This is a genomic window from Xanthomonas sp. BRIP62409 (assembly GCF_003992965.1).
Lineage (GTDB): Bacteria > Pseudomonadota > Gammaproteobacteria > Xanthomonadales > Xanthomonadaceae > Xanthomonas > Xanthomonas euroxanthea.
This window is the reverse complement of sequence record NZ_QEZJ01000036.1, coordinates 51,524-77,208: the sequence shown is the minus strand read 5'-3', so window position 1 is coordinate 77,208 and position 25,685 is coordinate 51,524. Positions and strand designations below refer to the sequence as shown.

At 67.5% G+C, this 25,685-nt stretch carries 25 protein-coding genes; 9 read left to right on the top strand and 16 right to left on the bottom strand.

Annotated features, from left to right (window positions below):
• Positions 1–2: 2 nt before the first annotated feature.
• Positions 3–1,625 (bottom strand): cytochrome ubiquinol oxidase subunit I, encoded by a 1,623-nt coding sequence (locus EO170_RS20965; RefSeq protein WP_126947867.1) that lies wholly within the window; start codon positions 1,623–1,625, stop codon positions 3–5.
• A 109-nt stretch (positions 1,626–1,734) separates the two neighbouring features.
• Between EO170_RS20965 and cydD the strand changes: the two genes are divergently transcribed.
• The 3 genes from cydD to EO170_RS20950 are packed head-to-tail and all read left to right on the top strand — an operon-like array spanning position 1,735 to position 6,023.
• Entirely contained in the window at positions 1,735–3,519 is a 1,785-nt protein-coding gene (gene cydD / locus EO170_RS20960) for a thiol reductant ABC exporter subunit CydD (RefSeq protein ID WP_126947865.1), read from the top strand.
• Positions 3,516–5,192, top strand: a complete 1,677-nt coding sequence (gene cydC / locus EO170_RS20955) for a thiol reductant ABC exporter subunit CydC (RefSeq protein WP_126947863.1) — start codon at positions 3,516–3,518, stop codon at positions 5,190–5,192. The genes cydD and cydC overlap by 4 nt, the downstream gene beginning before the upstream one ends.
• Positions 5,193–5,252: 60 nt before the next feature.
• Entirely contained in the window at positions 5,253–6,023 is a 771-nt protein-coding gene (locus EO170_RS20950) for a hypothetical protein (protein ID WP_104649004.1), read from the top strand.
• Positions 6,024–6,089: 66 nt separating this feature from the next.
• Here the strand turns inward: EO170_RS20950 and EO170_RS20945 are convergent, their stop codons facing one another.
• The 11 genes from EO170_RS20945 to ccmA form a co-directional block, all read right to left on the bottom strand.
• Entirely contained in the window at positions 6,090–6,530 is a 441-nt protein-coding gene (locus EO170_RS20945; RefSeq protein ID WP_126947861.1) for a DUF1294 domain-containing protein, read from the bottom strand.
• A complete protein-coding gene (locus EO170_RS20940) occupies positions 6,524–7,726 on the bottom strand; it encodes a homoserine O-acetyltransferase (RefSeq protein ID WP_126947859.1) in 1,203 nt (400 codons plus the stop codon). The genes EO170_RS20945 and EO170_RS20940 overlap by 7 nt, the downstream gene beginning before the upstream one ends.
• A gap of 962 nt (positions 7,727–8,688) precedes the next feature.
• Entirely contained in the window at positions 8,689–9,711 is a 1,023-nt protein-coding gene (locus EO170_RS20930) for a tetratricopeptide repeat protein (protein WP_164741124.1), read from the bottom strand.
• On the bottom strand, positions 9,711–10,145 hold the full coding sequence (locus EO170_RS20925; RefSeq protein WP_164739247.1) for a cytochrome c-type biogenesis protein: 435 nt from the start codon (positions 10,143–10,145) through the stop codon (positions 9,711–9,713). The genes EO170_RS20930 and EO170_RS20925 overlap by 1 nt, the downstream gene beginning before the upstream one ends.
• Positions 10,142–10,744, bottom strand: coding sequence for a DsbE family thiol:disulfide interchange protein (locus EO170_RS20920; RefSeq protein ID WP_104582503.1), 603 nt, complete (start codon positions 10,742–10,744; stop codon positions 10,142–10,144). The genes EO170_RS20925 and EO170_RS20920 overlap by 4 nt, the downstream gene beginning before the upstream one ends.
• Positions 10,737–12,674, bottom strand: a complete 1,938-nt coding sequence (locus EO170_RS20915; protein WP_126947855.1) for a heme lyase CcmF/NrfE family subunit — start codon at positions 12,672–12,674, stop codon at positions 10,737–10,739. Before EO170_RS20915 ends, EO170_RS20920 begins: the two co-directional genes overlap by 8 nt.
• A gap of 171 nt (positions 12,675–12,845) precedes the next feature.
• Entirely contained in the window at positions 12,846–13,316 is a 471-nt protein-coding gene (gene ccmE, locus EO170_RS20910) for a cytochrome c maturation protein CcmE (RefSeq protein WP_104582505.1), read from the bottom strand.
• Complete coding sequence (locus EO170_RS20905; protein ID WP_033483498.1) at positions 13,313–13,483, bottom strand: heme exporter protein CcmD; 171 nt, start codon at positions 13,481–13,483, stop codon at positions 13,313–13,315. The genes ccmE and EO170_RS20905 overlap by 4 nt, the downstream gene beginning before the upstream one ends.
• Positions 13,480–14,232, bottom strand: a complete 753-nt coding sequence (gene ccmC, locus EO170_RS20900) for a heme ABC transporter permease CcmC (protein ID WP_126947853.1) — start codon at positions 14,230–14,232, stop codon at positions 13,480–13,482. Before ccmC ends, EO170_RS20905 begins: the two co-directional genes overlap by 4 nt.
• Before the next feature lie 94 nt (positions 14,233–14,326).
• A complete protein-coding gene (gene ccmB / locus EO170_RS20895) occupies positions 14,327–15,022 on the bottom strand; it encodes a heme exporter protein CcmB (RefSeq protein ID WP_126947851.1) in 696 nt (231 codons plus the stop codon).
• Complete coding sequence (ccmA, locus tag EO170_RS20890) at positions 15,019–15,663, bottom strand: heme ABC exporter ATP-binding protein CcmA (RefSeq protein WP_104582508.1); 645 nt, start codon at positions 15,661–15,663, stop codon at positions 15,019–15,021. Before ccmA ends, ccmB begins: the two co-directional genes overlap by 4 nt.
• Before the next feature lie 245 nt (positions 15,664–15,908).
• Between ccmA and EO170_RS20885 the strand changes: the two genes are divergently transcribed.
• Complete coding sequence (locus EO170_RS20885; RefSeq protein WP_126947849.1) at positions 15,909–17,057, top strand: pyridoxal phosphate-dependent aminotransferase; 1,149 nt, start codon at positions 15,909–15,911, stop codon at positions 17,055–17,057.
• Positions 17,058–17,204: 147 nt separating this feature from the next.
• The gene (locus EO170_RS20880; RefSeq protein WP_126947847.1) at positions 17,205–18,005 is read left to right on the top strand and encodes an amidohydrolase; all 801 of its coding nucleotides are present in this window, start codon (positions 17,205–17,207) and stop codon (positions 18,003–18,005) included.
• A 92-nt stretch (positions 18,006–18,097) separates the two neighbouring features.
• Here the strand turns inward: EO170_RS20880 and EO170_RS20875 are convergent, their stop codons facing one another.
• On the bottom strand, positions 18,098–18,868 hold the full coding sequence (locus EO170_RS20875) for a glutaminyl-peptide cyclotransferase (RefSeq protein ID WP_126947845.1): 771 nt from the start codon (positions 18,866–18,868) through the stop codon (positions 18,098–18,100).
• 165 nt (positions 18,869–19,033) lie between these two features.
• Between EO170_RS20875 and EO170_RS20870 the strand changes: the two genes are divergently transcribed.
• Entirely contained in the window at positions 19,034–19,471 is a 438-nt protein-coding gene (locus tag EO170_RS20870) for a hypothetical protein (RefSeq protein WP_104648994.1), read from the top strand.
• Between the two features lie 171 nt (positions 19,472–19,642).
• Here the strand turns inward: EO170_RS20870 and EO170_RS20865 are convergent, their stop codons facing one another.
• The 3 genes from EO170_RS20865 to EO170_RS20855 are packed head-to-tail and all read right to left on the bottom strand — an operon-like array spanning position 19,643 to position 23,358.
• On the bottom strand, positions 19,643–21,280 hold the full coding sequence (locus EO170_RS20865) for a pseudouridine synthase (RefSeq protein ID WP_126947843.1): 1,638 nt from the start codon (positions 21,278–21,280) through the stop codon (positions 19,643–19,645).
• Positions 21,273–22,439: an SMC-Scp complex subunit ScpB gene (gene scpB, locus EO170_RS20860; RefSeq protein ID WP_206514042.1), complete on the bottom strand. Its 1,167-nt coding sequence runs from the start codon at positions 22,437–22,439 to the stop codon at positions 21,273–21,275. The genes EO170_RS20865 and scpB overlap by 8 nt, the downstream gene beginning before the upstream one ends.
• A 13-nt stretch (positions 22,440–22,452) precedes the next feature.
• Positions 22,453–23,358, bottom strand: coding sequence for a ScpA family protein (locus tag EO170_RS20855; protein ID WP_024940608.1), 906 nt, complete (start codon positions 23,356–23,358; stop codon positions 22,453–22,455).
• 350 nt (positions 23,359–23,708) lie between these two features.
• On the opposite strand from EO170_RS20855, the gene EO170_RS20850 reads away from it, so the two are divergent.
• The 3 genes from EO170_RS20850 to EO170_RS20840 all read left to right on the top strand — a co-directional run bounded on the left by EO170_RS20850 (position 23,709) and on the right by EO170_RS20840 (position 25,623).
• The gene (locus EO170_RS20850; RefSeq protein WP_126947839.1) at positions 23,709–24,008 is read left to right on the top strand and encodes a YciI family protein; all 300 of its coding nucleotides are present in this window, start codon (positions 23,709–23,711) and stop codon (positions 24,006–24,008) included.
• On the top strand, positions 24,005–24,274 hold the full coding sequence (locus tag EO170_RS20845) for a BolA family protein (protein WP_126947837.1): 270 nt from the start codon (positions 24,005–24,007) through the stop codon (positions 24,272–24,274). Before EO170_RS20850 ends, EO170_RS20845 begins: the two co-directional genes overlap by 4 nt.
• Positions 24,275–24,600: 326 nt before the next feature.
• The gene (locus EO170_RS20840; protein WP_104648989.1) at positions 24,601–25,623 is read left to right on the top strand and encodes a LacI family DNA-binding transcriptional regulator; all 1,023 of its coding nucleotides are present in this window, start codon (positions 24,601–24,603) and stop codon (positions 25,621–25,623) included.
• The last annotated feature ends 62 nt before the right edge of the window (positions 25,624–25,685 follow it).

Genomic DNA, 25,685 nt, shown 5'->3' with positions numbered 1-25,685 from the left:
GCTTACGGTGCGTCGCCGGCCAGCGCGCCGGTGCTCAGTGGGGCGTTGGGTGAGGACGCGTGGGGCGAGTCGTTGTGCGGTGCCGGGGTGCGGTGCGTCGGCGGGAACAGCGCATCCGGGCCCTTGCGGATCGTCTTCAGCGACAGCTTGATCGCGATCACCAGCAGCGTGGTGTACAGCGCGGTGAAGCCGACCAGGGTCAACACGATTTCGTACAGGTCCAGTCCCGATGCGGCATAGAAGGTCGGCAGTACGCCTTCCACCGCCCACGGCTGGCGGCCGTATTCGGCCACGAACCAGCCGCACTCGATCGCGATCCACGGCAGCGGCAAGGTCCACAGCGCCACCGTCAGGAACCAGCGTTTGTCCTGGAAGTTGTGCTTGCAGGCGAACCAGAACGCGATGGCGAAGAACGCAATCAGGTAGATGCCGATGGCGGCCATGATGCGGAAGGTCCAGAACAACGGCAGTACCCGCGGCACCGTGTCCATGGCGGCCTGGGCGATCTGCTGCGGCGTGGCATTGCCGATGTCGTCGCGATAGCGCTTGAGCAGCAGGCCGTGGCCCAGATCCTGCCAATGCGCATTGAAGACCTGGCGTGCCTGGGCATCGTCCTTGTTGACGCGGATGCGCTCCAGTGCGCCGTAGGCGATCTGGCCCCCGCGGATACGGTGTTCGGCACGGCCGACCAGTTCCAGGATGCCGGGGATCGGCTGGTCCAGCGAACGTGTGGCGATCAACCCCATCAGATACGGAATCTTGATCGCGTAGTCGTTGCGATGGGTCTGCTGGTTGGGAATGCCGAACGCGGTGAAGTCGGCAGGCGCGGCTTCGGTCTCCCACATGGCCTCGATCGCGGCCAGCTTCATCTTCTGATGTTCGTTGGCGGCATAGCCGCTCTCATCGCCGAGCACCACCACCGACAGCGACGACAACAGGCCGAACGCGGCAGCCACCGCGAACGAACGCCGTGCCATCTCCACATGCTTGCCGCGCAGCAGGTAGAAAGCGCTGATGGACATCACGAACACCGCACCGAGCACGTAGCCGGCACTGACGGTATGCACGAACTTGGCCTGCGCCACCGGGTTGAACAGCACCGCCATGAAATCGACCACTTCCATGCGCATGGTGTCCGGGTTGAACACCGCGCCGGTCGGGTTCTGCATCCAGCCGTTGGCGATCAGGATCCACAACGCGGAGAAGTTGCTGCCGAGTGCCACCAGCCAGGTGGTGGCCAGATGCTGCACCTTGCTCAGCCGGTTCCAGCCGAGAAAGAACAGGCCCAGGAAGGTCGCTTCCAGGAAGAACGCCATCAGGCCCTCGATCGCCAGCGGTGCGCCGAAGATGTCGCCGACGTAATGGCTGTAGTACGACCAGTTCATGCCGAACTCGAACTCCATCACGATGCCGGTACCCACGCCCATGGCGAAGTTGATGCCGAACAGCACGCCCCAGAACATGGTCATGCGCCGCCAGATCTCCTTGCCGGTCATCACATAGACGCTCTCCATGATGCCGAGCAGGAACGACAGGCCCATGGTCAGCGGCGGAAAGATGAAGTGGTACATCGCGGTGACTGCGAACTGCAGCCGCGACAGTTCAACAACTGTCGAGTCGATCATGGCGGGTGGGCCTGGTTGGGTGTCGATGAAGGAATGCAGCCGATCATCTGCGCTTGCCGCAACATGCGCGTTGATCCAGATCAATGCCGGGGCGGACGGGTGCGGCACAATGCGCAGCCCGGAGCGGGAGGTGGCGCCTTACAATCGCCTGCAACACGATGTCTTCCCAGAGAGCGATGTGAGCCAGCCCAGCGTGCGAGCCAGCGAAACGCCAGCCCAGCGCCGCCAACGCGGCCGGTGGCTGGATGCACTGGCAGCCCCGGCCACGCGTGCGCGGCGCCTGGCCGGCGTGGCGGTGGCGGTGTCCGGCGTGCTGCTGCTGGCGCAGGCGGCGGCGATCGCCTGGTTGCTGCAGGCCGTGCTGGTGCAGCATCTGGCGCTGACGCAGCTGCGCGACGTGGGCGCGGGGCTGGTCTGTGCGCTGGTGGGGCGGGCGATGCTCAATGCCTGGGCGCAGTCGCTGACCGGCGAGGTGGCCGATGTGGCCAAGCGCGAGCTGCGCGCCCGCATCGCGCGGCGCCTGGTGCAGCACGGGCCGGTGTGGTTGCGCCGGCAACGCAGCGGCGAACTGGGCGAGCTGAGCCTGGCGCACACCGATGCGCTGGAGGGCTACTTCGTCGGCTACCAGCTCGCGCGCACCGAAATGACGCTGGTGCCGCCGTTGATCCTGCTCGCGGTGTTCTCGGTCGATTGGGTGGTGGGCCTGGTGTTGCTGCTGACCGCGCCGCTGATTCCGTTTTTCATGATGCTGGTGGGCTGGGGCGCCGAAGCCGCCGGGCGCGAGCAGTTGGGCGAACTGGCACGCATGGGCGGGCACTTCGCCGATCGCCTCAAAGGCTTGGGCTTGCTGCGCGTGTATGGCCGCGGCGACGCCGAGTTGAGCGGCATTGCCGCCGCGGCAGAAGGCGTGCGCGAGCGCTCGCTCAAGGTGCTGCGCATCGCCTTCCTGTCGTCCACGGTGCTGGAGTTCTTCGCCTCGGTGAGCGTGGCGATCGTGGCGCTGTACTTCGGCCTGACCTATCTGGGCATGTTGAATCTGCACGGCTTGCCGACGCTGGGCGCGGGCATGTTCTGCCTGCTGCTGGCGCCGGAATTCTTTGCGCCATTGCGGCGGCTGGCCGCGCATTACCACGACCGCGCCAATGCCCTGGCGGCGGTGGCCGAAGCCGAGCGTCTGCTGGAAGGATTCGAGCCACCGTCGGCAACGGTGCGGGTGCCGGTGCCCCCGTTGCGCGTGATGGAACCTGCCCAGGCGCAGGCCCCATTGCTGCAGGCGCATGATCTTGCGCTGCGGCCGCCGGGCGCGCCACACAGGGTGGTCGCGCATTTTTCGCTGACCTTGCAGCCCGGCCAGCGCGTGGCGGTGATCGGTGCCAGCGGTAGCGGCAAGAGCACCTTGCTCGAGGGGCTGGCCGGCTGGCTTGCGCCGGAGGCAGGCAGCGTGGTGCTGCGGCCGGATGCCCGCATCGGCTATGCCACGCAGCGGCCGTACCTGTTTCACGGCAGCATCGCCGACAATCTACGCCTGGCCGATCCACAGGCCGGCGCGGCGCGCCTGCACGCGGTGGCCGATGCCGCGCAGGTGCTGCGCTTTGCTGCGCAGTTGCCTGCGGGCCTGGACACGGTGATCGGCGAACGCGGTTTTGGGCTGTCCGGCGGCGAGGCGCGGCGCGTGGCCCTGGCACGGCTGTTGCTGCGTGAGCCGGACCTGTTGCTGCTGGACGAACCCACCGCCTTTCTCGACCCGCACACCGAAGCGGAGTTGCTGCGCACGCTGGGTGTGTTCGCACGCGGCCGCGCGGTGGTGGTGGCCACGCACAGCGCTGCGGTGATGCAGTGGGCCGATACGGTGATCGACCTGCGCGGCGCCACCGTGGTATCGGAGCAGCCATGAACCCCGCACAGCCCGATCGTCTGCGCACCGTGTTCCGCCGGCATGCCTGGCGCATGCTGCTGTCGGCCCTGCTGGTGCTGGTCACCATGCTGGCCGGCGTGGGCCTGCTCGGCCTGTCCGGCAGCTTTCTGACCGCCGCTGCCCTGGCCGGTGTCGCGGGCATGGGCACCGGTTTCAATTTCTTCTCGCCTTCGGCCGGCATCCGTGCGCTGACCTTCGCGCGCATCTTTTCGCGCTATGGCGAAAAATTGATCGGCCACGACGCCACGCTGCGCATCGCCCGCGATCTGCGCGTATGGTTCTTCCGCCGCGCGTTGCCGCTCGCGCCGGGCCGCTTGTCGGCCACGCGCACCGGCGATCTGCTGGCGCGGCTGATGTCCGACATCGGCGAGGTCGATGGCGTGAGCGTGCGCGCGCTGGCACCGTTGAGCGCATTGCTCGGCATCTGGCTTGCCGGTGTGGTTGCAGCGGCGCTGATCCACCCGCCGGCTGGCCTGTTGCTGGTGGTGCTTGGCGTGGTCATCGGTGGCGTGGTGCCGTGGCAGGTGGCGCGCGGCGGGGCGCAGCGCGAACAGCTGCGCGCCCGGCAACGCACGGCATTGCGCACGCAGGCATTCGAGGGCCTGGAAGGTGCGGCCGATCTCGCCGCGGTGGATGCGCAAGGTGCCTGGCTGCATCAGGTCGATGCGGCGGCGGCGGCAGTGGTCGATGGCGATCGCCTGCAGCGCCGCCGGCTGATCGGCGGCAATCTGCTGCATGCAATCTGCGGCGGTCTCGGCCTGGCCGGCATGCTGTGGCTGGCACTGGGCGCGGCCGAACGCGGATCGATTGCGGCGGGCATGGCGGCCGGGCTGGTGTTCCTGACCATGGCGCTGCTGGAAGTCTGGGCCGGCGCCGGGCTCGCCTTGCAGGCGCTGCAGAGCGCACGCGTTGCAGCCAGGCGCCTGCAGTCCATCGTCGATCAAGCGCCGTCGGTGCTCGATCCGCTGCAGCCGGTGGAGGTGCCACGCAGCGGCATGCTGCAGCTGGATCAGGTCGGCTTTGCATGGCCGGGCAGCGCACGTCCGGTGCTGCAGGCGCTCGATCTGACGCTGGCGCCCGGCGAACGCATCGCCATCAGCGGCGACAGCGGCAGCGGCAAGAGCACCTTGTCCGCAGTGCTGCTGCGGCTGTGGGACCCGCAGGCCGGGCAGGTGCGCTACGCCGGTATCGACCTGCGCCACGTGGCGCAGACGCACTGGCATCGCCGCATCGCCTGGCTGCCACAGAATGCCCCGGTGTTTGCCGGCACGGTGCGCGATAACCTGGCCATCGGCGATGCGGACGCAAGCGATGCGGCGATGTGGAGCGTGCTGGACCAGGTGCGTCTGCGTGCGTGGGCCACCGCGCAGAACGGCCTGGACACCTGGGTGGGCGAAAACGGCGCCACGCTCTCGGCCGGCCAGGCGCGCCGGCTGGCGCTGGCGCGAGCCTTGCTGCGCGATGCAGCGATCCTGTTGCTGGACGAACCCACCGACGGCCTGGACGTGGATACCGCGCACGCCTTGCTGCTGGATCTGTCGGCGGCACTGGGCGAACGCAGCCTGGTGATGATCACCCACGACAGCGTGCCCGAGGGTGTGGTGCAGCGGCGCTATCGCATGCGCGCAGGTGCACTGGAGCCGTTGGTCTAGGGGTCCTTGCGCAGGCGGCTGCCATCAGCGAGGATCGGGTAACCACTTCGACAGGAATCGATGATGCAGCACATGCAAGGATGGATGAAGGCAGTGCTCTGTGCGGCGGCGTGCATGACGCAGGCCGCAGTGGCCGAGGTCTCCAAGCCTTCGGCGTTCATGACACAGGTCAGGGTCGAGGTCGGTCCCGATGGTTCCATCGTTTCGGCGCAGGCCGATCAAGGCCTGCACGAGAAAGTGCGGGAATCCATCGAGCGTCGCGTAAGCGCCTGGACGTTCGCACCGCCAACCGAGCAAGGCAGGCCGGTGTCGGCGGTCACTTATGTGCAGGTCGCAGCATGTCTGGTGTCGAAACAGGATGCAGTCAGTCTGGCGATCGCCAATGCGGGCAATGGTCCTTACCGGCCGCCGCGTGTTGAGTTCCAGCCCAGATCGGCGCCACCCCCGGGCCTGCTGTCCGCCACGGCGTTGCAGCTGACAATTGACTACAACGTGCTGGCGAACGGGCGCGCAACGTTCGAGCAGGTGCACATCAACAGCCCGACCGACGCACGCGGAGCGCGCTGGTTGGAGGGAATGGCTGCGCAATGGGTCAAGGCGCAGCGTTTCAAACCCGAGCAGTTGAACAATGTGCCGGTGTCCACCCGCATGCAGACGAATATCACGCTGTCGGGCGGCCCGACCACTAAGCGCGATCTCGACAACCAGCGCTCGTTGGAGTTGCCGCGGCAGGCATTGTCGCGGGAATGCCTCCAGGCGCTTGGAGACACCGTAGACCAGACCGTGGTGGTGGACTCGCCGGTAAAGCTGCTGTCCAGGGGCGAGTCGTAGCCCGCTGACCAAAGCACCGCGCATGCATGCGGGCAACGCTCGGTCGCAGTGAGTGCGTGCGTTGCCTCAACCAGGCAATGTGTCCAACGCAGTCATCAACGCAGGCTGCCGGCATGCCCAACACAAGGCAGCGACGTTCACCACGACGGTGATCCAGAACCGTAGCTGGAAGGTCGCCTTGCTGGATTTGTGCCGGAACAGTTGCTGCGCCAGCAACGCGCCCGGCCAGCCGCCGAGCAGCGCGATGAGGTGCAGGGTCGCTTCCGGTGTGCGTTGCCCGCCGCGTTGGGCCGCGCGCTTGTCGCGCCAGTAGGTGAGCATCGCCACCATGCTGATGGCCGCGTACCACAGCGCCAGCAGCATTGGCAGGCGACCTGCAACCGCCATCGCGGCCATGCCGACCAGAAACAGCAGGGCCAGCGTCTTGCGCGGCAGGCCATGCGGGTGCGACGGGCCACGCGGGTGCGACGAGCCACGCCGCCGTTGCGCAGGTCTGGAAATCAGCAAGCGTCCAGGAAATTGCGTACCGCCGGCCCGAAGCGCGCGAAGTCGACCAGGAAGGCATCGTGGCCTTGTGGCGAATCCAGCCCGATGAAGCGTGCATCGGCACCGCCGGCACGCAGGCCTTCGGCGATCTGTTCCTGTTGCTGCACCGGGAACAGGATGTCGGTATTGGCACCGATCGCCAGCGCACGCGCGATGCGGATCTGCGCCAGGCCGGCCAGTACCGTGGCGTCGGTCGAGGCGCCCATGTCCGGCTTGGCGGCGACAGCAGCGCCGCCAGCTTGCGTGCCATCAGATCGTGTGTCGATGGCCGGTGTGTCATCGACATACTCGGCCAGGTCGAACCAGTCCATCGAGCGGCTCAGATACAGATAGCAGTTGGGATCGAAGAAGCGCACGAAGCGGCGCGCATGGCCTTCCAGATAACTTTCGACCTGGAATTCCAGCCCGAACGGATCATCGGCAGCTTGCTCGGAATCCAGCCGCACCCGGCCAAAACGGCCGTCCCATTCCAGCGCCGAGCGATAGGTGATCACGCCAAGCTTGCGCGCCATGCGCATGCCCGATTCCGGGTAACGGGTGTCGTCGTAATGGCCGCCGTTCCAGTGCGGATCCAGACGGATGGCTTCGCGCTGCAGCGAGCGGATCGCGATCGAGAACGGCAATGCCTGCGCACTGCCGGAGATATTGATATGGCTGCGCGCGATACCCGGGTGCCGCAGCAGCAACGCCAACGCGGTCATGCCGCCCATCGAATTACCGATCAGGCAGGCGAGTTGCGAGATGCCCAATGCGCGCACCACGTCGGCGGCGGCATCGGCCACATCTTCGATCGACAATTCCGGGAAGCTCAGGCGATACGGCGCGCCGGTGGCAGGGTTGATCGATGCCGGCCCGGTCGAGCCCTTGCAGCTGCCCAGGGAATTGACGCAGACCACGAACCAGCGCCCGGTATCGATCGGCTTGCCTGGCCCCAGCATCGCCTCCCACCAGCCCGGCTCGGCATTGGCCTGATTTGCCGCAGCATGCGCGTTCGGCGACAGGCCGGTGACGATCAACACCGCGTTGCTGCGATCGGCTGCCAGCGTGCCCCAGGTTTCGTAGGCCACGTGCGCCTGGTGCAACACGCCGCCGCGCTTCATCGGAAACGGCGAGGGCAGCGCGTGGAACAGCGTGCCGGGGGGAATGAATTCGGTCATGCGGCAATTCTATCTGCCATGGCATGCGCCGGGGTGCAGGATGGGAATGGGGAATGGGGAGTCGGGAATCGGGAATCGGGAATCGGGAATCGGTTTGAGGCCTTGCGCTGGGTGATGCCACTCTGCAGAGCGGCGGACCTGTGGCCTGGCTGCAAGGCCCTTGCCCGCCCACCATCGCAGGACACGCCGCAAGTACGTCCATGTAGGCTCCGGCGCGGCATCCATGCCGCTCAGGGTCCCGCGACGGTGAGCGGGCAAGAGCCAGTCAAGACGGTCGGTGTGCATGGTTTTCAATAAAGCAGCCGACCAACTGTCTGGTGCGGTGAGGGCGCCGCGCCCTCGACACTGCGAGTTTGCTGCAGGGCCCTTGCCCGCCCACCATCGCAGGACACGCCGCAAGTACGTCCATGTAGGCGCCGGCGCGGCATCCATGCCGCTCAGGGTCCCGCGACGGTGAGCGGGCAAGGACCAGTCGAGATGGTCGGTACGCATAGTTAAGAGCAGCGCCTGATGCGCCTTGTTCGATCGTGAAGCATCGTGTCCACGTCTGATGCGCACCGCGCGACAAACAGCTCTTCAAACAAAGAGCCGACCAATTGTCTGGTGCGGTGTCCTTGCCGGTTGCGGGACCGTGTGGCGGCATGGATGCCGCCACCGAGCCCCCCAGGGACGGGTTCACGGCGTGTCCCGCAAGCGGTGAGGGCACCGCGCCCTCTACGCTGCGGGTTTGCTGCAAGGCCCTTGCCCGCCCACCATCGCGGGACACGCCGCAAGTACGTCCATGTAGGCTCCGGCGCGGCATCCATGCCGCTCAGGGTCCCGCGACGGTGGGCGGGCAAGGACCAGCACAGATGGTCGGTATGCGTGGGTTTCAGTCGGTGTGCGTGGGTTTCAACAGTGCAACCGACGCACTCCGGTGCAGTGTCATCGTTGATTGCGTCGCAACGACATGCGGCGAGCAATCAGCGGCCGATCATCAACTCCACTGGCGCGGCGGCGGGCAGTTCCACCATCACCGGCGCGCTCTCGACATCATCGGACTGGCGTATCGCGTTGCCGCTGCGCGACAGTCGCGCCAACACCTGCACGGTGTCCAGCGACGACAGCGCACGTGTCGGCATCGGGCTGTCGCCGTCGTCCAGGGTGACGGTCAACGGCAGCTCGCTCAGCGTGTGTCTTTCCACTGCTACCGGCATCGGGGTGTCTGCAGCGCGTGCGATGACGAAGACGCTGGTATCGCCGGGCATTCCGGCGCGTTTGGCGAACTCGGCATCCAGCGTCACCCGCACCTTGATGCGTTTTCCGCTGGCTGCATTGGTGGTAGGGGTGGCAGGCGCCGCCGGTGCCTGGATAGGTTCCAGCCTGGCTTCCTGTCGCGCGGCATTGATCTGTTCGAGCAGGCCGGGGCGGGTCGCGGCATCGACCACACGCAGCAATGGCTCCCAGGTCTCGCTGGCCCTGGCCGGCTGGCCGGCCTGTCGTTGCACCACACCCAGGAACCAGCGTGCACGTTGATGGTCCGGTTGCACGCTGAGCGCGTGTTCCAGCAGACGCATGGCCTGCGTATCCGGGCGCCCGCTGTCGTCAGCGAGCAGGCGCGACTGCGCGGCAGCCACCAGTACGTCCGGCTCGTCCGGACGCAGTGCGACCGCGCGTGCAAACGCATCGCGCGCTTCGGCAAATTTCTGTTGGCTGGACAGCGCGCGCCCCAGCAATACCCAGCCTTCGGCCTGGTCGGGATTGCGCGCCAGTGCCGCGCGCAGCTGCACGATCGCTTCATCCAGCGAGCGTGGCGTGGCCGGTCGCTCGGCGGGCGCCTGGATCGCGCCAGGCGTGCCGACCTGCCAATACAGCGCCGCGCTCGCCGCCAGCAGCAACACCGCGATGCCGGCAGTCAGCCCGCGCGCATCGCGCCACAGCGGCCGCAGCGCCACGCCGAAGACGATCAGGGCCAGCACCACCGCCGCAATGACGAAGCCGACCATCACCACTCCTGCTCATCGGCGGGCAAGGCGGGCGCAGCCACGCTGCGTCGGCGCACCACCAACGCGACGGCGCCACCGCCGATCAACAGCGCCAGCAGCGGACCGAACCACAACAGCCAGGTCCGCGATTCCACACGCGGGCGGTACAGCACGAACTCGCCATAGCGCGCCACCAGGAACTGGCGGATCTGCGCATCGCTGCGCCCTTCGTGCATCAACGCCAGCACTTCGCGGCGCAGGTCCTGGGCGATCTGCGCATTGGAATCGGCCAGTGACTGGTTCTGGCACTGCACGCAGCGCAGCTCGGCGGTCAACGCATGGAAGCGCGCCTCTTCGTCGGCCGAGGCATAGCGCAGCGGCGCCGGGTCGCCGGCCGGCTGGGCCAGGGCCAGCCAGGGCAATAGCAGCAGCGTCAGCAGCCAGGCTCGCATCATTGCTTGGCGTGCAGGTCCGGTGCGGCACTGGGCGAGCGCTCGATCTTGCGCAGCACCGGAATCAGCTGGGTGTCGATGACGGACTGGGTGAGCATGCCGCTGTACTTCCAGCGCACCACGCCGCGCCCGTCGACAAGAAAGGTCTCCGGCGCCGCGGCGATGCCGAAGTCGATCGCGGTGCGGCCATCCTTGTCGGCCACCACCAGCAGGTAGGGGTTGCCCAGTTGTTCGAGCCAGCGCAGTGCATCGGTGCGCTCGTCCTTCCAGTTGTAGCCGATCACGCGCACGCGCTTGGTCAGCGCAAAGCGGCTCAATACCGGATGCTCCTCGCGGCAGGCCGGGCACCAGCTGCCCCACACATTGATGATGTACGGTGCGCCGCGTAGTTCGCGCGCGTGCACCACGATGCTGGGGTCGTGCAGCAGCGGCAGCGCGAACTCCGGCGCAGGCTTGCCGATCAGCGCAGAGGGCAGGGCATCGCGATCGTCCTGACCGGAGCGCACCACCGCATAGACCAGCAGCGCTGCCAGTGCGAGCAGCAGCACGATGGCACCCACCAGAACTGCAGTGGGCAGGCGGGGTGAACGTGACTCAACCATCTTGGATCTCCGGAGAACGACGAAAACGCCGGTCGGCCGCGGTAACCAGGCCGCCGAGCGCCATCAGCAGCGCTCCCAGCCAGATCCAGCGGACGAACGGTTTGAGGTGGACGCGGACCGCCCAGGCCTGATTGCCCAGCGGTTCGCCAAGGGCGACATACAGGTCGCCGAACGGGCCGGGGCGGATCGCCGCCTCGGTCAGGGTCTGCCCGCCGCTGGCGTAGCGGCGTTTTTCCGCATGCAGCAGGCCGACCGGCACATCATCCTCGAACACCTGCAGGTTGGCACGGTCGGAGACGTAATTGGGCCCGCGCAGTTCTTCGACGTCATCAAAGTGCAGCGCATAGCGGCCGATCTGCATCTGCTGCCCGGGCGCCAACGCGACCTCGCGCTGCAGGCTCAGCGATTCCACCAGCAACGCACCGGCCAGGAAGACCGCCACGCCCAGGTGGGCCAGCACCATGCCCAGCATTTCGGCGGTGAATTGACGGCCCTTGGCGGCGCGCCGTGTCCACAAAAAGCGCAGCGTGCCCAACAGCACCCAGGCCGCGCCGGCCACGCCGATCGCCGCCTTCCACTGCCCCTGCGGCGCGGCGAACCAGGCCAGCACGCCTGCGGCAACCGCCAGGCCGGCCCAGGGCCCGAGCATCGCCACCGGGCGCGAGGCGTGCTCGCGCTGCCAGCGGGTCAGCGGGCCGAACGGCAGCAGCGCCACCAACGGCGCCATCAGCACCACGAACAAGGTGCCGAAGTAGGGCGGGCCGACCGACAGCTTGCCCAGGCCCAAGGCGTCGGCGAGCAACGGATACAGCGTGCCCAGCAACACCATCGCGCAGGCGCAGGTGAGCAACAGGTTGTTCAACAGCAACAAGGTTTCGCGCGAGCTGCCGGCAAAGGCGCGGCGCGGATCATCGACCAGCGACAGGCGGGGCGCGCGGATCGCGTACAGCACCAGCGAGCCACCGACCACCGCCAGCAGGAACACCAGGATGAACAGGCCGCGCGAGGGATCGGCCGCAAACGCATGCACGCTGGTCAGCACGCCCGAGCGCACCAGGAAGGTGCCCAGCAGCGATAGCGAAAACGCGGCGATCGCCAGCAGCAAGGTCCAGCTGGCGAAGCTGCCACGCTTTTCGGTGACCGCCTGCGAATGCAGCAACGCGGTGCCCACCAGCCACGGCATGAAACTGGCGTTCTCGACCGGGTCCCAGAACCACCAGCCACCCCAGCCCAGCTCGTAGTACGCCCACCAGCTGCCGAGCGCGATGCCCACGGTGAGCATCGCCCAGGCCACATTGGTCCATGGCCGCGTCCAGCGCAGCCAGCGCGCATCCATGCGGCCTTCCAGCAGCGCGGCGATGGCGAAGGCGAATGGCACCGCAAAGCCGACATAGCCGCAGTACAACATCGGCGGATGGATGATCAGCCCCGGGTCCTGCAACAGCGGATTGAGGTCGGCGCCTTCCAGCGGCACCGGCAACAAGCGCGCGAACGGGTTGGAGGTGAACAGCAAAAAGGCCAGGAAGCCGATGCTGACCAGCGCCATCACCCCGAGCACGCGCGCGATGACGTGCGCGGGCAGCTGCCGCGACCACAGCGCCACCGCACCGGTCCACAGCGCCAGCACCAGCGTCCACAGCAGCAATGAGCCTTCGTGCGCGCCCCACATCGCCGAATAGCGATACATCACCGGCAGCAGGCTGTTGGAATTCTCGGCGACGTAGCGCACCGAAAAATCCTGCACCAGGAATGCATGCGTCAGCAGCGCGAAGGCCGCCGCGATCAGGCCCAGCTGCACCAACGCGGCTGGCCGCGCCACTGCCATCCAGCTGCTGCGTCCGCGCTGCGCACCGGCCAGCGGCAACGCGGCCTGCAGCAGGGCCACCAGCAACGCCAGAATCAGCAGGAAGGTACCGAGCTCAGGCAGCATCGGGTCGGCGCATTGGTGAGCATGCAGTGGGGCAACGAGTGCGGGCGCAAGGCAGAGGCGCCATCCATGCAGCATCTGCACGCGCCTGCCCGCGCACAGCGGCGTCGTCGGCCGCGCAAGCACCTTGCACGCCAACACCCCGCAGCAACGCGAACGTCGTGATGCCTGACATCACCGCAGCGCTCCGGCCTGGTCCGCGGCCGCCGGCACATCGTGCTTGCGGTGCGCGCTGCCCATCTTGTCGGCGACTTCCTTCGGCATATAGGTCTCGTCGTGCTTGGCCAGGATCTCTTCGGCCACGAACACGCCGTGCTGCATGCGACCGGTCGCCACCACCGCCTGTCCCTCGCGAAACAGGTCCGGCAGGATGCGGTCGTAGCGGACCGGCAACTGCGCATCGCCATCGGTGACGCGGAACTGCGCTTCCAACGAACCGGAGGCGCGCTGGAACGAGCCTTTTTCGACCATGCCGCCGAGCCGGAAGCGCGCGTGCTCGCCGGCGTCGCCGCGCAGCACTTCCGACGGTGTGTACAGATAGGCCACGTTGCGCTGCAGTGCCATCGCCACCAGCGTGGTCGCCAGGCCGCCGGCCAGTACCAGCGCAATCACCAGCCAGATCCGGCGGCGCCGTTGCGGGTTCACCGGATCAGCTCCGCATCGCTGGGCACCGCGCGCTTGCGCTCGCGCAGGCGCCGCGCCTGCGCGATCTTCAACGCGCGACGCACCTGCCAGCGGCCGGCGATCAGGTCCCACAGCAGCACCAGCACGAACACCGCGTAGGCGGCGATGACGTAGGGCAGGTAGCTCATGCCGCGCCCTCCGGCGCATCGCGCACGATCCAGGCCTTGCCGGCTTCGCGGCGCAGGTTGTCGGCGCGCGCACGCGTCAGCAGCGAACCGGCGAACCAGAACTTGGTGCCGATCACCATCAGCCACAGCGGCAGCAGCATGCTCGCATCGATGGTGGAAGGACCGAGCAGGCGAATGCTCTGGCCCTGATGCAGCGAGTTCCACCACACCACCGAATAGCGGATCACCGGCAGCAGCGCCACGCCGACGATCGCCAGCAAGGCGGCCGCGCGTGCGGCCTGACGGCGATCGTCGATGGCCTGGTACAGGCCGATCACGCCCAGATACAGGAACAGCAGGATCAGCTCGGTGGTCAGGCGCGGGTCCCAATCCCACCAGGCGCCCCACATCGGCTTGCCCCAGATGCTGCCGGTCAGCAGGGTGATCACGGTGAACGCGGCGCCGACCGGCGCGCAGGCCATCGCCAGGATCTCGCAGATCTTGATGCGCCAGATCAGCGCGATCGCCGCGTATACCGCCATCAACCCGAACACGAACAGGCTCATCCACGCGCTCGGCACATGGATATACAGAATGCGAAAGCTGTCGCCCTGCTGGTAGTCGGCCGGCACCGCAAACAAGGCCTGCCAGATGCCCGCGCCCAGCAACACCGCGGCCAGCGCGTGGCACCACGGCGCCCAGCGCGCAGTGAAACGGTCGAAGATCGGGGGCGAGGCGAGTTGATGGAACCAGCGGACGACGACGTTCATGCGATGGCAACGGCCTTTGGAATGGCATTGGCTCTCGAAACAGCAACAACGCAGTGAGTGGAGCGTCTTATCGACAGCGCATCGACCGCACGGCTCAACTCAACGAAATCCGGATCGCGGCAGCCGCAGCCAGCGGTGCCAGCACCACGCCGATCACCAGCCCGGCGCCCAGCAACAACAACGCACCCACCGCATCCTGGCCCTGGCCGCTGGCCGCCACGCTGCCGGCACCGAACACCAGCACCGGTACGTACAACGGCAACGCCAGCAACGCCACGAGAATACCAGAGCGTTTCATCGTCACCGTCAGCGCCGCCACCACGGCGCCAAGCAGACTCAGAAGCGGTGTACCCAGTGCCAACGATGCCAGCAGTACCGGTAGCTGGTCATGTGGCAGGTGCAGCAATTCGCCCAGCAGCGGGGTCACCGCGATCAACGGCAGCGCGCTGGTGGCCCAGTGCAGCAGCACGCGCACCGCGATCAGCCACGCCAATGGCACCGGCGCCAGCAGCCATTGCTCCATCGAGCCGTCTTCCACGTCGCTGCGGAACAGCGCATCCAGCGACAGCAGGCCGGCCAGCAGCACCGACAGCCACAGCACCGCCGGCGCGGCCTGCGCTAGCAGGTCGGGGCGCCCGCCCAGGCCCAGCGCGAACAACACCACGATCAGCAGGGCGAACAACGCCGGCTGCAAGGCATCGCTGCGACGGCGCCACAGCAGCTGCAGGTCGCGGCTGAGCAGCGCGCGCGCGGCCTGCCACAGCGACGGTAGTGGCGAATGCGGGCTCATGCCGCCGTCTCCAGCGTGAGCATGCGCGTGCGCACCGGCGGCGCCGCGTAGGCACCGTGGGTGGTGACCAGCGCCGCGCCGCCACCGCGCAGGTGCGCGGAGATCATCCGGTTGACCAGGGTGATGCCGTCCAGGTCCAGGTTGGCGTAGGGCTCGTCCAGCAACCACAGCGGGGCCGGCGACAACCACAGCCGCGCCAGCGCCAGGCGTTTGCGCTGGCCGGCCGACAGCTGCCGCACCAATGCATCTTCGTAGCCGGCCAGGCCGACGATGGCCAGCGCGCTGCCAGGCATCTGCTTGGCGCGTCGGCCATGCAGGCCGCACAGGAAGTGCAGGTTCTCCAGCGTGCTGAGATCGGCCTTCAGGCCCGGCAAATGGCCCAGATAGGCCATGAAGCGGCTGCGATCGCCGCGCCGCGCAGTCTTGCCGTCGATCTGGATCTGCCCCCGCTCCACATGCAGCAGCCCGGCCAGCACCCGCAGCAGCGTGGTCTTGCCGGCGCCGTTGTCGCCCTGCACCAGCAGCGCTTCGCCGGCATCGACATGGAAATCCAGCGGGCCGAACACCGGCTCCTCGTTGCGGCTGAAAGCCAGCGCGCGCGCCGCCAGCAGCGGTGGCGCAGTGTGCAGCGGTTCGATCATCGGCGCAGCGGGCTCCCGTCGCAGGACGGCATGGGGTGGGCGAGCGGGTGTCGTGCCATCGCGGGGAAGCAGCTGGCACGACACGCTGTGAGGCAGGGCGCGCATTGTAGCGACGATGGCCCGCTGCCGGGGCGCATCGGGCGGCGTGATGTGTCCGGGAACGCTGTTTTGCACCGCCCGGGCGCACCCACCTGGCGGCTTTGCGTACACTCGCGGTCCCCCCGCTTGCTGCCTGGACAGGCCCGATGCCCCTCACGACCAAGCTGCCCAAGGTGGGCACCACCATCTTCACCGTCATGTCGCAGCTGGCGGCCGAACACGGCGCGGTGAATCTGGGCCAGGGTTTTCCCGATTTCGCGGTGCCGTCGCGGCTGGTCGATGAACTGACCAAGGCCATGGCGGCCGGCCACAACCAATACCCGCCGATGACCGGCGTGGCGGCCCTGCGCCAGGCCATTGCCGGCAAGGCACGCCGTTGCTACGGCGCGCAGGTCGATGCCGACAGCGAGATCACCGTCACCAGCGGTGCCACCGAGGCGATCTTCAACGCCATCCACGCGGTGGTGCGTGCCGGCGAGGAGGTCATCGTGCTGGACCCGGCCTACGACTGCTACGAGCCGGCGATCGACCTGGCCGGCGCGCGCGCGGTGCACGTGGCGCTGGACCCGCAGACCTTCGCCGTCGACTGGCCGGCGCTACGCGCGGCGATCACGCCGAAGACGCGCCTGCTGATGATCAACTCGCCGCACAATCCCTCCGGCGCGATGCTGTCTGCCGACGACATGCAGACCCTGACCGAGCTGCTGCGCGGCAGCGACATCTTCCTGCTCTCGGACGAGGTGTACGAACACATCGTGTTCGATGGCCGCCGCCATGAATCGGTGCTGCGCTGGCCGGAATTGCGCGAGCGTGCGTTCGTGATTTCCAGCTTTGGCAAGACCTATCACTGCACCGGCTGGAAGATCGGCTACGCCATCGCGCCGCCGGCATTGAGCGCCGAGTTCCGCAAGGTGCACCAATACAACACCTTCACCAGCTTCGGGCCGGCCCAGCATGCATTTGCCGCGATGATCCGCGACGAACCCGAACACGACGAGCAACTCGGCGCGTTCTACCAGGCCAAGCGCGATCGTTTCCGCGAGCAGTTGCTGACCACGCGCCTGCAGCCGTTGCCGGTGCCCGGCGGCTATTTCCAGCTGGTGGACTATTCGGCGGTCAGCGACCTGCCTGACACCGAGTTCGTGAAGTGGCTGACGGTGGAGAAGGGCGTGGCCGCGATTCCGCTGTCGCCGTTCTACCAGACGGCGCCGCAAGGACAACGGCTGGCCCGGCTATGCTTTGCCAAGAACGATGCGACCCTGGATGCGGCGGTCGCGCGGTTGCAGCAGCTCTGACGAGCTGGGATTCGGGAATGGGGATTCGGGAATCGTAAGAGCGGTTGGTCGCTTTTGATCTGAATCTGCACTTGGCCCGATGCCGTAACGCCCTCACCAAACCGCTGTCCGATTCCCGATTCCCCATTCCCCATTCCCGAGCCTCCAATGCACGACCTGCGCATCTCCCTGATCCAAGGCGACACCCGCTGGCATGACCCGGCCGGCAATCGCGACTATTACGGTGCCTTGCTGGAGCCCTTGGCCGGGCAGACCGATCTGGTGATCCTGCCGGAGACCTTCACCAGCGGGTTCTCCAACGATGCCATCGACAAGGCCGAGGACATGGACGGGCCGACTGTTGCCTGGCTGCGTGCGCAGGCCGCGCGGCTGGGGGCGGCGGTCACCGGCAGCGTGCAGCTACGCACCGGGCAGGGCGTGTTCAACCGGCTGCTGTGGGCCACGCCCGACGGGGCGCTGCAGTCCTACGACAAGCGCCATCTGTTCCGCTTCGGCAACGAGCACCTGCGTTACGCGGCCGGGCGCGATCGCCTGACGGTGGAGTGGAAGGGCTGGCGGATCAATCCGCAGGTCTGCTACGACCTGCGCTTTCCGGTGTTCTGCCGCAATCGCTTCGATGTCGAGCGGCCGGGCCAGCTGGATTTCGATCTGCAGCTGTTCGTTGCCAACTGGCCATCCGCGCGCGCCTATGCCTGGAAGACGCTGCTGCGCGCACGTGCGATCGAGAACCTGTGCTTCGTGGCGGCGGTCAACCGCGTCGGCGTCGATGGCAATCAGCTGCACTACGCCGGCGACAGCGCGGTGATCGATTTCCTCGGCCAGCCGCAGGTGGAAATCCGCGAGCAGCCGCAAGTGGTCACCACCACCCTCAGCGCTGCCGCCCTGGCCGAACATCGCGCACGTTTTCCCGCGATGCTGGATGCCGATGAATTTGTGATTCGGGATTAGGAATTAGGGATTGGGGATTGGTGCAAGCAGGCAAGGCACAGCTATCCGTTTGCCCGCTGTTGCGAACCCAAATCCCAAATCCCCAATCCCGGCTACTCACCCAGCTTGATCTCGTAAATCTTCGGCCACCGCTTGCCGGTGACGAACAGGCGATCGTGCTCGGCGTCGTAGGCGATGCCGTTGAGCACATCGTTGCCGGGGTCGGTCAGGGTGTCGGCGTCCGGTACCAGCGCCTGCAAGTCGATCCAGGCGATCACCTTGCCGCTGGCCGGGTCGATGCGCGCGATGCGGGTGGTCAACCAGACGTTCGCCAACAGCTCGCCGTTGACCCATTCCAGCTCATTGAGATTGTCCAGCGCCTTGCCGCGGGCAGTGACCTTGATGCTGCCGACCTGCTGCAGCGTCTGCGGATCCAGCCGTCGAATGCGGGCAGTGCCATCGCTCATGTACAGGCTGCTGTCGTCGCGGGTCAGCGCCCAGCCCTCGCCGGAATAACTGAACTGCGTGCGCGGCGTCAGCGTGGCCAGGTCGTAGACAAACCCGCGCTGGTTGCGCCAGGTCAGCTGGATCAGGCGGTCGTGCCAGGCCACGATGCCTTCGCCGAAAAACGGCGCCGGTGTCGAGGCCTGCTGCAGGACGCGGCCGGTCTCCAGCTCGACCTTGCGCACGCTGGACTGGCCCAGTTCGCCGGTGCTCTCGTACAGGTAGCCGTCGAGATAGAACAGGCCTTCGGTAAAGGCGGCGGTGTCGTGCGGATAGGTGCGCACGACGGTATAGCCCTGGGTCGGGATGGTCTCGCCGCAGTGGGCGAGGGTGGGCAGCAGCAGGGCGGCGAAGAGCAGGCTGTAGGCGGTGCGTGGCATGCCGCAATCATCCCATGCCGCCATCGCAGACTGTGGCTGCGCAGGCCGCCGGCCGGCGAAATAATGATTCGCTGAACGGTCGCATGCGCGGTGCCGGCATGTTGTCGCGGCTGCCACATCGGCGCTGCTAGGCTCGGCGCCACGTTCACCAACCGGAATGCCCGCATGATCAAGTCACTTTCCCTTTTCGCGCTGCTGGGCGCCGCAACGCTTGCACCGCAGGCGCAGGCCGCCGGCAACATCGACTGCCAGCTGTCGTTCAACCTGTCGGGCTGGTCGGTGTTCTACAAGACCGCCAGCGGCACCGGCACCATCACCTGCGACAACGGCGCGGTGATCCCGGTCAAGATCTCCAGCAAGGGCGGTGGCCTGACCGTCGGCAAGTCCAAGATCGTTGGTGGCCGCGGCAGCTTCTCCGGCGCCTACAGCCTCAATGATCTGTTCGGCACCTATGCAGCGGCCGAAGCGCATGCCGGCATCGTCAAGTCCAGCACCGCACAGGTGGTCACCAAGGGCGACATTTCGCTGGCACTGGCCGGAACGGGCGAGGGCGTGGATCTGGGTGTCAATGTCGGCAACTTCGTGATCGAGCGCCGCAAGTAATTCGCCGGTCGAGCGCGCAGTGCCTCGCCGCTCGCGCGGTCCGCGGTGACTTCATCGAGCGGGGCAGATCACACCGACCCATCCGCGCTTTGACCTGGACGTCTGGCGTGCTCTGAGCGGCAATGAAAAACGGCCCTTCGCAGGGCCGTTTTTCATGTGCGTCTTGCCAGCTTAGCGTCCGCGATTACCGCCGCCTGGCGGGCGACGATTGCCGCCACCCGGCGGACGACCACCCGGGCCGCCGGGGCCACGCGACGCGCCGCCGGGACCACCGGGACCGCGATTGCCGCCCGGACCACGGTTGCCACCGGGGCCGCCTGCACGTGCGCCGCTCGGGCGGCCGGCTGCCGGACGTGCCGCGCCATACGGGCTGAAGCCCGGGTTGGCGTGGTCGGACGGAAAGCTCGGCGCATTGCCCGGATGACCATAGGGATGCTTGCGCTGGCCTTGGCCCTGCGACTGGCCCTGTCCGCCACCGGCGCCGCCACGCCCCTGGCCAGCTGCGCCGGGACGTGCATTGCCCGGGCCGCCGCCTGGACGCGCGCCACCCGGACCCTTCTTCGCATACGGGCGCGCCTGGCCGGTGCCGGGGCCACTGGGACCGGCATTGCGGTGACCGCTGGGGCCGGTACTGACGCCATCGGGCACGTACCAGCTGCGGAACGCGGCCGGGTTGCCGTCCGGAAGGCCGCGGTCGCCCTTGGCGGGGGCGCGTTGCTTGAATGGGCGCTGCTGCGACTGCTTGGCCGCCGCTTCGCCGCTGACGGTGAGGCCGCCGCGGAAACCGCCCGGCTTGCCACGGCCACGGCCGCCGCGATCTTCGCGCGGGTTGTCGAAGCGGCGCAGTTCGCGTCCTTCGTCGGCGCCGGAGGTCTGGCCGTTGACGTAGGCATTGCTGCGGCCATCGCGCGAGACGTGCACGGTGGACTTGGCGGCGCGGCGCTGGCCGATCACCGGCTGCAGCGTCAGCGCCGACGGCGCGCCTTCTTCCAGCTTGAGTTCGGCACGCAGGCTGTCGACCTTGTCCTGCGCCACTTCGATGGACTGCCCACGCAGCAGTTCGCGCGGCAGCGAGATCTTGCCGTAGCGGCTGCGCTTGAGGCGACTGACCTGGCAGCCCTGCGACTCCCACAGGCGACGCACTTCGCGGTTGCGGCCTTCCTTGACCACCACGCGGAACCAGTCGTGCGAGTCGGTGCCGCCGATGCGTTCGATCTCGTCGAACTTGGCGCCGCCGTCTTCCAGCAGCACACCGCGCGACAGGCGCTCGATGATGGCGTCGGAGACCTTGTCCTCGCCTTCCGGGGCGCGTACGCGCACCACGTATTCGCGCTCGACCTCGTAGGAGGGATGCATCATCGCGTTGGCCAGCTCACCGTCAGTGGTCAGCAGCAGCAGGCCGGTGGTGTTGATGTCCAGGCGGCCGATGGCGATCCAGCGCGAGCCCTTCAATGCCGGCAGCGACTCGAACACGGTCGGGCGGCCTTCGGGGTCTTCGCGGGTGGTCACTTCGCCTTCGGGCTTGTTGTAGATCAGCACGCGCGCCGGTTCGGTCAGCGCGCTGGCCACGAAACTGCGGCCATCCAGCTCGATCTTGTCGCCGCTGCGCACCGACATGCCGGTCTGCGCGACGGCGCCATTGACCTTGATCAGGCCATCGGCAATGCGCTGTTCCAGCGCGCGGCGCGACCCCAGGCCGGCCTGGGCCAGCACCTTGTGCAGGCGCTCTTCCAGCTTGGGCGCTTCGGGCGCGCTGTCGCGCTTGAGGGAAAGCTTGTTCAACGACAGCTTGCGGGGGGTGTCACTCATGTGTCTGGCTCCGGCCGACGCGTTCTGGGTCGGCCTCTGGTTCGGAATCGGCTTCGTCAACAGCCACGGTCGTCGTCGCGACGGCGTTGTCTTCGTCTTCGTTCACTGCGCCCGCGCGCGTTCCCGGCGCGGTGTCGGGGTCGCCCTCACGGGCGTCATCTGGGTTCAACGGGTTCGTGTCCTGCGCCGAGGCATGCCCGGCGTGTTGCGCTGTCTGGTCACTCGCCTCATCGGCGCTGGCGCGGTCATCGACCGCGTCGGCGTGGTATTCGTTTTCTTCGTCGACGGCAGTTGCGGTGCCGGCCGTCTGACCTTCGACATCGCCGTCGACGTGCATTGCATCATCGGTGTCGCCGGTTGCGTCGGCCGTGCTGTCCGCTGCCGGCAGACCGTCCGCATCGCGGTATTCCGGCGCAGCGTCGCTCGGGGCGGCATCGGCGTCAGCGCCATCCTCCGACTCCACGCCAGCCGCAGCGGTGGTCGCCGCACCAGCGCCGTCAGCACCTGCCATCTGTGCATCGGCGTCCGCAGCCGGACCTGCCTCGGAAAGCTCGGCATCCATTGCTGCCGACGCCGGGACCGCGCCATCCAGCTGCCCGTCGCGGTCCAGCGGGAGCTGCGGTTCCAGCTCGGCGATGTCCTTCAACTCAGACAATGGCGGCAGCTCGTCCAATCGCTTGAGCCCGAAGTAATCCAGGAAGCCCTTGGTGGTACCGAACAGGGCCGGCTTGCCGGGCACGTCGCGGTGGCCCACCGCGCGGATCCACTCGCGTTCTTCCAGCGCCTGGATGATGTTGCTGCTGACCGCCACGCCGCGCACCTGCTCGATCTCGCCGCGGGTGATCGGCTGGCGGTAGGCGATCAGCGCCAGGGTTTCCAGCGTGGCGCGGGTGTACTTGGTGCGGCGCTCGGTCCACAGCCGGGAGACCCAGCCATGCACGTCCGCCTTGACCTGGAAGCGGAACCCCGAGGCCACCTCGACCAGCTCCACGCCGCGCTCGGCGCAGCCGTCGCGCAGCAGTTCCAGCGCGCGCTCGACGCTGCCGGGCGGCGCCGGTTCTTCTTCCGGAAACACGCCCTGCAGCTGCGCCAGCGTCAGCGGCTGGCTGCTCGCCAGCAGGGCGGCTTCGATAATGCGGGTGATCAACGCTTGATCCATTCGGTGATCGGCTTCAGAGGGGTTCGTTGGCGGCATCGCTGTCGTCGAATTCGCTGGAGAATTGCAGCGGCGCATTGGTATTGCCCAAGGCCAGCGACTTCACGTAGATCGGCGCCAGCGGCGCCTCCTGCACGATGTCCAGCAACTGCTCCTTGGCCAATTCGAGCAGCGCCAGGAAGGTGACCAGCACGCCGAGCTTGCCTTCTTCGGCCGTGAACAGCGATTCGAAACGGTAGAACCTGCCATCGTCCAGGCGGCTCAGCACATCGCCCATGCGCTGGCGCACGCTCAGCGCCTCGCGCTTGATCGCATGGCCGGTGAACAGTTCGGCGCGTTTGAGCACGTCGTACAGCGCCATCAGCATTTCTTTCAGTTCCACCGGCGGCGGCAGCTTGACCGCGGCGCGCTCGGGTAGATGCGCCTGCACCGGCGCGCTGTCGCGGCCCATGCGCGGCAGCGTGTCCAGATCCTCGGCAGCCTGCTTGAAGCGTTCGTATTCCTGTAGCCGGCGCACCAGCTCGGCGCGCGGATCGTTTTCTTCGCCTTCCTCGCTGGGCGGGCGCGGCAACAGCATGCGCGACTTGATCTCGGCCAGGATCGCGGCCATCACCAGATATTCGGCCGCCAGTTCGAAGCGCAGCTCCTGCATTACGTTGATGTAATCCACGTACTGCCGGGTGATCTCGGCGACGGGGATATCCAGGATGTCCAGATTCTGCCGGCGGATCAGATACAGCAGCAGGTCCAGCGGACCTTCGAAGGCATCCAGGATGACTTCCAGCGCGTCCGGCGGAATATACAGATCCTGCGGGATCTGCAGCACCGCTTGCCCATGCACCACCGCCAGCCGCATTTCCTGCTGCTGTGGCGGCGCGCTCGTGGCTGGCGGATTCGCGTCGTGCGCGAGTTCGGAATTCATCAGGTCGACATCGGGTCTTACGGTCGCCGGCCACGGTCGGAGCCGCGCCTGCAGGGCTTTGCCTTGAGTTATTGCGATCAATGTCGTGCCCGTGCCGGCACGATCCTACAAATCCACATACAACGTGCGCCGCGTGGCATGCGGCGACGGAACAGCGAGGAGGTCGTCTACGCGGGTCGGCGGTGGGCAGCGAATCGGTCGTCGAGGAGGCGTGGGGCCTGGGCCGACGGGCCGCTGCGTCCGATTGCGTGTGCAGTGGTGGCAAGGGTAATGCGTGCGCGGGGGCGGTGTCCAGCGCCGAGGCGGCTAGAATCCCGGGGCTGTTCTTCACGTCTTGGGCGAGGTGGCCTATGTGGTACGTAATCGAAGGGTATGACCGGGCCGACGCACTGGCGGCCCGGCAGCAGGCGCGACCGGCGCATCTGGCCCGTTTGCAGGCGCTGGCGGCGGCAGGGCGCCTGCTGGTGGCCGGGCCATGTCCGGCGATCGATGCCGAGGATCCGGGTCCGGCCGGTTTCAGTGGCAGCGTGGTCATCGCCGAATTCGACGCGCTGGATGACGCCCGCACCTGGGCCGATGCCGATCCGTATGTCGAGGCGGGCGTCTACGTGCGCACCGAGGTGCGCCCGTTCCGCCGGGTGCTGCCATGAGCCGGGTCGAGCGGATCCGCACCGCGCTGCAGGCGGCGCTGGCGCCGACCGAGCTGGAGGTGGTGGACGACAGCCATCGCCATGCCGGGCATGCCGGCGCGCGCGACGGGCGTGGGCATTTCAATGTGCGCGTGGTCAGCGCCGCCTTCGCCGGCAAGCCGCCGCTGGCGCGGCACCGCGCGATCTATGCCGCGGTCGGGGAGATGATGCAGACCGATATCCACGCGCTGTCGATCGAGGCGATCGCGCCCGGCGAGGCGGGCTAACAGGCCAATCAAGCCGCCGTCGTAGGAGCGCACCCGGGCGCGACGGATTTATCGGTAAGGCCTGTCGCGCCCGGGTGCGCTCCTACGGGCGGCGACCGTTCCCTCCGGAGCGCCAAACCGCCCCAACCGTGATCGCGGTCGGCCTTCATCCGTGGACGTATGGGCAGTATTTGTTGCGTCGCAACACATTGCTTCACGTATTCATCACTTGCAGATGCTTGATCTGTAAGCGTTTTCACGGGCGTGAAGACAGGGGTTTACGCCCTTGTATGAAAACGCTTACAGTCCGCGCCAGTTTTGGGACTCGGTCGCGGAGGGCGACACGAATGGCCAAGGGTGCGGTCACCATCAAAGATGTCGCTCGGGAAGCACAGGTCTCCGTTGCAACGGTGTCGCGTGCGCTCAATGGGCACGACAACGTCGCCGGGCCGGTGCGCCAGCTGGTGCAGGACGTGGCCGCACGCTTGCGCTACAGCCCGCATGCGGCGGCGCGCAGCCTGAGCAGCCGGCGCACCCAGACCCTGGGCGTGGTATTGCCGGATCTGTACGGCGAATTCTTTTCCGAGCTGATCCGCGGGATCGACGGCGCGGCGCGTGCTGCCGGCCAGCATCTGCTGGTGTCCAGTTACCACGGCGACCCCGAAGCGCAGGGCAGGGCGTTGCAGTCCATGCGCGGGCGGGTGGATGGTCTGCTGGTGCTGTCGCCGTATGCCGAGCAGCCCGGGTTCCTCACCGACAACCTGCCGCAGGCGCTGCCCACGGTGCTGATCAACGCGCACGTTCCCGGCGACGCCTATCCGGTGCTGAGCATCGACGACCATGCCGGCGCGATGGCGATGACCGAACACCTGCTCTCGGCCGGGCATCGGCGCATCGCCTTCATCGGCGGGCCGGCGCTCAACTTCGATGCGCGCGAACGCCTGCGCGGCTTCCGCGATGCGATTGCCGCACACGGCGACACCGCGCAGGGCATCGAATTTCCTGGCGACTTCGACGAGGCCTCCGGCCACCGTGCCGGGCAGGCGATGCTGGCCGACGGCGCGCTGCCCGACGCGGTATTCGCCGCCAACGACATGACCGCGCTGGGCTGCCTGTACGCCTTTGCCCAGGCCGATGTCTCGGTACCCGGCGACGTGGCACTGGCCGGCTTCGACGACATTCCGCTGGCCCGTTTCGTCCATCCGGCGCTGACCACGATGCGGGTCAGCATCGCGCGCCTGGGCGAACAGGCGATGAGCCGGCTGATGCGGCTGGTGGACCAGCCCGGCCACGACGACGGCATCCGCCAACTGCTCACGCCCGAGCTGGTGGTCCGCGCCTCCTGCGGCGCCGGCGAGCCCGGCCTCTGACGTTTCCAGCCCCTGACCCTTTCGCGGACGTCCTGTCCGCTCCCGCTGCCCCCCGCAGCGGT